General features: G+C 65.8%; 5 protein-coding genes. 2 read left to right on the forward strand and 3 right to left on the reverse strand.

Annotated elements, in window-relative coordinates; translation table 11 throughout:
• Positions 1-281: 281 nt before the first annotated feature.
• Both hflX and Q0K12_RS12175 read right to left on the reverse strand, forming a co-directional pair.
• On the reverse strand, positions 282-1,790 hold the full coding sequence (gene hflX / locus Q0K12_RS12170; protein WP_363315626.1) for a GTPase HflX: 1,509 nt from the start codon (positions 1,788-1,790) through the stop codon (positions 282-284).
• A gap of 191 nt (positions 1,791-1,981) precedes the next feature.
• The gene (locus tag Q0K12_RS12175; protein WP_297263239.1) at positions 1,982-2,578 is read right to left on the reverse strand and encodes an IMP cyclohydrolase; all 597 of its coding nucleotides are present in this window, start codon (positions 2,576-2,578) and stop codon (positions 1,982-1,984) included.
• Positions 2,579-2,978: 400 nt separating this feature from the next.
• Between Q0K12_RS12175 and Q0K12_RS12180 the strand changes: the two genes are divergently transcribed.
• Both Q0K12_RS12180 and Q0K12_RS12185 read left to right on the forward strand, forming a co-directional pair.
• A complete protein-coding gene (locus Q0K12_RS12180) occupies positions 2,979-3,791 on the forward strand; it encodes an exodeoxyribonuclease III (RefSeq protein WP_297263240.1) in 813 nt (270 codons plus the stop codon).
• A gap of 309 nt (positions 3,792-4,100) precedes the next feature.
• Positions 4,101-4,808, forward strand: coding sequence for an amino acid racemase (locus tag Q0K12_RS12185; RefSeq protein ID WP_297263241.1), 708 nt, complete (start codon positions 4,101-4,103; stop codon positions 4,806-4,808).
• A gap of 294 nt (positions 4,809-5,102) precedes the next feature.
• Here the strand turns inward: Q0K12_RS12185 and Q0K12_RS12190 are convergent, their stop codons facing one another.
• Positions 5,103-5,387 carry a pseudouridine synthase gene (locus Q0K12_RS12190; RefSeq protein WP_297263242.1) on the reverse strand — a complete coding sequence of 95 codons (285 nt, stop codon included), beginning with the start codon at positions 5,385-5,387 and terminating at the stop codon, positions 5,103-5,105.
• Positions 5,388-5,698 lie beyond the last annotated feature (311 nt).

Here is a 5,698-nt window from a genome sequence, read left to right on the forward strand (position 1 = left end):
CGACGAAGGCAGCTACGGGCATCGACAGCAGAGCGCGACCGAAAGGCGGCCGGAGGCCGTGCCCGTTGCGACGAAGGCAGCTACGGGCATCGACAGCAGAGCGCGACCGAAAGGCGGCCGGAGGCCGTGCCCGTTGCGACGAAGGCAGCTACGGGCATCGACAGCAGAGCGCGACCGAAAGGCGGCCGGAGGCCGTGCCCGTTGCGACGAAGGAAGCTACGGGCATCGACAGCAACGCGAGGGGTTCCCCTTCCCCCAAACAAACAGCGGATGTCATGCCGTCATTGCAGCAGGGTGGGGGCCATCTCCTCAGGCAGGGGGAGGCTTCCGGGCTCCACCTGCAGCAGGCGGCTTTCCAGTTCCTGCAGCAGCGGCCGCAAGCCCTCTCCGCGCAGACCCGAGACCGGCAGGGCGTCCGGAAAGCTGTCCAGCATCTCCGCGCGGGCCGGTACGGGGAGGGCATCCCACTTGTTGAGCAGCAGCAGGCGCGGGATGTGGTGCAGCTCGAGCTCTTCCAAAATGGTTTCCACGGCGGAAAGCTGCTGCAGCATGTCGGGATGCGAGGCGTCGGCCACATGCAGGAGCAGGTCCGCCGATTCCAGTTCTTCCAGCGTGGCGCGGAAGGCGTCCATGAGCTCCTGCGGCAGATTGCGGATGAAACCCACCGTGTCCGCAAGGATGATCTCCCGCTCGGCCGGGAAGCGCAGACGCCGCGTCGTGGGGTCGAGGGTGGCGAACAGCTTGTTTTCGGCCAGTACGTCGGAACGGGTCAGGTTGTTGAGCAGGGTGGACTTGCCGGCATTGGTGTAGCCCACCAGCGCGGCCAGCGGGATGCCCCGGCGCGAGCGGCGGCCGCGGGTGAAACTGCGCTGGCGGCGGAGCTGGTCCAGCTCCTTGCGCAGGCGGGCCATGCGTTCCCGGCTGCGGCGGCGGTCGGTCTCAAGCTTGGTCTCGCCGGGGCCACGCCCGCCGATGCCGCCCATAAGGCGGTCCATGGCGCGGTTTTTCCCGGTGAGGCGGGGCAGGGTATAACGCAGCTGGGCCAGCTCCACCTGCAGCTTGCCCGCGCGCGTCACGGCATGCTGGGCAAAGATATCCAGGATGAGCTGGGTGCGGTCCATGACCTTGCGTTCGGTGATGTCGGCCAGATTGTGGAGCTGGGCCGGGGCCAGCTCGCCGTCAAAGATCAGCGAATCCGCCTGGCCCTGCAGGGCCAGCACTTCCAGCTCGGCCATCTTGCCCTTGCCGAGGATGAACTTGGGATTGACCTGAGCCACCCGCTGTACCATGCGCCCGGCCACTTCCAGCCCCGCCGTGCGGGCCAGCTCGGCCAGCTCGTCGAGGTGCTGCTCCTGCAGCAGGCGCGGCTCCGACGAAACGGAGACCAGCACGGCCCGGGGAGCGTCCGCGGCTGTCCGGGCGGCGTCGCTGCGCCGGGCCAGCTCATCTTCCAGCGCTTCGGCGGTGGCGGTGAGCTGGGCCTCGGGCTGATCCCAGGGGCGCAGGGGCGCGAGCTGATAGGGTACCGGCTTGCCGCCGTCCCCGGCGGGCGCGGGGGAGGGCAGCAGATGAGCCGTCTGCCACTGCACGGGATCGCCGGCCGGGCTGACCGTCAGCACGGCCACGGCATCCAGCCGCAGGAAGAGCATGTCCATGAGGTCTTCCTGACTGAGCCCGTCAGGACTGAGATGGGTATGCAGCAGGCGCAGGCCGCGCAGGCGGTCCGCGCCGGAGCGGGCACGCGGCAGCTCGGGGATGAGGATGCCCCCCGGTTCGCCGACGATGACCATGTCCACGCGGCCGCGCCGGTCGATGAGCAGGCCGATCTGCCGTCCGATGGCCCGCGAAAGCAGGGCCAGCTCCCGCGCCTGCTCAAGCGCATAGACCGCCTCCTGCGGGAAACGCCGGTGCAGCAGGCGGTCAAGCGCGCGGGTCTGGCTGGCTTTCAGGCCTTGCAGATTTCCTTCAATCCTGGCGATGGCTAGGCCCCCGGACGCAGGTAGGAGCTGATGAGGGAGTCGTAGCGCGAGGTCGCCTCAAAAGCGCGCGAGGCCATCATCTGCCGGAACTCCAGTCCCACGTGCATGTTGTTGGCTTCCATCTCCTCCTGGGCGCGGGCATACCACTGGGTGCCGGGCAGCACGAGGATGCTGTGGAAGTTCTTGGCCGCGGCGCGGATCATGCAGGGGCCGCCGATGTCGATCTCCTCCACGGCCTGCTCGAGCGAGAGCTTGCGCTCCACCGCGCCGGCAAAGTCGTACAGATTGACGCAGACGAGGTCAAAGGGACGGATGCCCTTTTCCGCCAGTGTGGCCAGATGGTCGGGATTGTCCTTGCTGGCCAGGATGCCGGCATGGATCTTGGGATGCAGGGTCTTCACCCGGCCGCCAAGGATCTCCGGGAAACCGGTGACGGTGCTGACGGCGGTCACCGGCAGGCCGGCGGCTTCCAGGACTTTTTGCGTGCCGCCCGTGGAGATCAGCTCCACCCCGTGCGAGGAAAGGAAGCGGGCAAAATCCACCAGTCCGGTCTTGTCGGTGACGCTCAGGATGGCGCGGCGAATGGGAAGCATATCCATGGACAGACTCCTCTTCTCACAGGAAATCCCGCCGTGCGCCGGGCGACGGAACACCGTCCGGCCGCTGCGGGAAAGGCGGCCTGTTCTCCGGCACGGCGATGCCGCGGCGGAAAAGCGGGGCCGTCAGCGGCGCAGCTCTACGGGCCCGCGAAAGGAGTATGCCCAAAAGTGGCGCGTGATGCAATGTGATTCGGACAGGTTAGCGTGCCTGCCCCTGCAGGAGGCGGTGCGTGCGACGTCATGGGCGGGAGACGTGCGCCCGGGAGCGGCTTTTTTTCGGCAGGCCCGCCTTGCGCGGAGGCGTGCGGCTTCCTATAGTGCGGGAACGCGGGAGAGGTTCGGCGGCCGTTCCCGCTGGACGTGAGCAAACAGTCGGCCGGACAATCATAAGGAGGCGCGCATGCGCATCAAGCTTGTTTCATGGAACGTCAACGGACTGCGTGCGGTCTCCGCCAAGGAGGAATGGCGCTGGTTCACGGAAAACGATGCCCAGGTAGTGGCCCTGCAGGAGACCAAGGCCCAGCCCGAGCAGCTTTCGCCGGAGGTGGCCTCGCCGCAGGGCTGGGAGAGCCACTGGGCCTCCAGTACGGTCAAAAAGGGCTATTCCGGCGTGGCCGTGTTCAGCCGTCTGGCGCCGCTTGCCGTGCGCTGCGAGCTGCCGGAGCCGCAGTGGCAGGGGGAGGGCCGTCTGTTGCATCTGGAATTCGAGCACTTCCATTTTTTCAACGGCTATTTCCCCAACGGCGGCGCGGAAGAGCTGGACGAGAACGGCAAGCCCACGGGGCGTTTCAAGCGGGTTCCCTACAAAATGGGTTTCTTTGACGCGTTCGTGCGTTATGCCGAGGCCTGCCGCAAGCAGAAACCCATCGTGGTCTGCGGCGACTTCAACATCGCCCACCGGCCCATCGATCTGGCCCGTCCCCGCCAGAACGAGAAGAATACCGGCTTCTTGCCGGAAGAGCGCGCCTTTCTGGACAGCTTTACCGCCCTGGGCTATGTGGACACCTTCCGTCACGTCCACGGGGACGAGGCCGGGCGCTATTCGTGGTGGTCCTACAAGACGCGGGCGCGGGAAAAGAACATCGGCTGGCGCATCGACTACTTTTTCGTGTCCGAGGAGCTGAGGCCGGCCATCGCTGACGCCTGGATAGAGGATGGCGTCTACGGTTCGGATCACTGCCCGGTGGGGCTGGCGCTGGATATGCCGGACTAGGGTCTGCTTGCAAAAATTTATAAATAACCTCAATAGATAAGCAAAATAAGCCGTACCACCGCGTGCCGTTTGGGGCGGGATTGCCTCGTGTTCCCGACTCTTTCCACGGTAAAGGCGCGCGGGGGGAGGAAGGGGAATCCCCTCCCGCGCCGGCGGCGACCGAAAGGCGGCCCACAGGGCGGTGCCTGTCAGGCGACGCAGGAGCCTTTACAGGCATCACCAGCAGAGCGAGGGGGCCCCTTCCTCCAAACTGAAAATGCGTTAAGACGTCAGTTCGGGGCAGGGCATCCCGTTCCCGAGGGAGGGGTCATGAAAACCATTGGTCTGCTGGGCGGCATGCACTGGGAAAGCACGGCAGCCTATTACCATACCATCAATACCGTCGTGCGAGGGCAGCTCGGCGGCGTGCACTCGGCGCCGTGCCTTATCTACAGCGTGGATTACCACCCCATCCGGCAGAGCCTTACGGAAGGCCAGTGGGGGGACGTGGGGCAGGCGCTGGCGGGCGCGGCCCGGGCGCTGGAGCGCGGCGGCGCGGATTTTCTGGTGATCTGCACCAACATCATGCACAAGGTGGCCGCGCCGGTGCGGGCGGCGGTGGGCATCCCCCTGCTGCATGTGGCGGATGTGGCGGCCTGCCGCCTGCGGGCCGCCGGCTTTTCCCGTGTGGGGCTCGTGGGCACCCGGCAGGTCATGGAGCAGGATTTTCACCGCGAGCCGCTGGAGCGCCTGGGGCTGGAGATCGTCACCCCCTGCGAGGAGGAGCGCCGCTGGTGCCATGAGCTGATCTTCCGGGAGCTTTGGTGCGGCTCTCTGCGCGACCCCGACCGGGAGTGCATGCGGCGGATGCTGGCCGGCATGGCGGCGCGGGGCGCACAGGTCATCCTGGTGGCCTGCACGGCGCTGGCTCCGCATCTGACCCATGAGGATTCGCCGGTGCCCTTGTGGGAGAGCGATTCCCTGCATGCGCACGAGGCGGCCCTTGTGGGGCTGGAAGAAGTGCCCCTGCCGGAGTGACGGCACGAGCCGTGCGGGCCCTTTCGCTTGGCGCAAGGACGAAAACGCCCCTGATCCGTTACGGAACAGGGGCGTTTCTGCCGGACGGACACGCTGCGCGTCCCGCGGGCAGGCAAGGACAGCACGCTACCGGCGGACAGGAGACTGCCCGTGGAGATGGCTGCCCGAAAAAGGGGAGTGGCGCAAGGACGCCATCCCGGGCTGAGCCTGAAGCATTTTCCGTTTGAAACGCTTCGCGTTTCAAACCATACGGCCTGACGCTTCGCGTTTCATCTTTTTCAAAGCGGAAATACTCTAGTCCAGCAGGCCCAGCAGGCGAGCCACGCGCTGCTCGTTGAGGCCGGAGTGGGCCTGCAGCATCTGCTCATTCTGCTGGGCGGCCTGGGCTTCGACCTGCTGCAGGGTCTGCTGCAGCTCTTCATTGTTGAGCATGTGCGGGGTTTCCACGGGGCGCTGCGTCAGCTCGGGCGCGGCGGAAGAGGCCGTCTGTCCCGCGGACAGCATGCTGTTCATGCGTTCCTGATGCGTCGGCATGTACGGGCCAAGGTCGTTATTGCGGAAACGAATCTGCATATCCATACGGAATCTCCTTCAGATGGGGCTCCAGAAGACGGGGCGGCAAATCACGCCGCATGCTGGGATATGCAAGGAACATGCCGAATTGGGCGGAATTTTCTTCCCGCAGCGGCCTGTGCAAAAGCCCCCTGCGGGAGGGGGCTTTCAGGCAAACGGACGGCGGTTTCTCCGCTGCGATTGGGTTGGGGGAAGGGCCCCCTCGTGCCGTATTTGAGGGGATGACGCGTGCTGAGAGGGCCTAGATGTTGTGTTCCGATAGGTTGTTCACCCTTTCCTCATTCGGTAAGTTGGAAGTTACCAGACAAACCAACAAA

Source organism: uncultured Desulfovibrio sp., assembly GCF_944324525.1.
Taxonomy (GTDB): domain Bacteria; phylum Desulfobacterota; class Desulfovibrionia; order Desulfovibrionales; family Desulfovibrionaceae; genus Desulfovibrio.

Bases quoted from the DNA above. Each gene is read 5' to 3' on its own strand.
- Q0K12_RS12190 (WP_297263242.1), bottom strand. From the start codon at position 5,387: ATGGATATGCAGATTCGTTTCCGCAATAACGACCTTGGCCCGTACATG.
- Q0K12_RS12175 (WP_297263239.1), bottom strand. From the start codon at position 2,578: ATGGATATGCTTCCCATTCGCCGCGCCATCCTGAGCGTCACCGACAAG.
- Q0K12_RS12185 (WP_297263241.1), top strand. From the start codon at position 4,101: ATGAAAACCATTGGTCTGCTGGGCGGCATGCACTGGGAAAGCACGGCA.
- Q0K12_RS12180 (WP_297263240.1), top strand. From the start codon at position 2,979: ATGCGCATCAAGCTTGTTTCATGGAACGTCAACGGACTGCGTGCGGTC.
- hflX (WP_363315626.1), bottom strand. From the start codon at position 1,790: ATGGTCATCGTCGGCGAACCGGGGGGCATCCTCATCCCCGAGCTGCCG.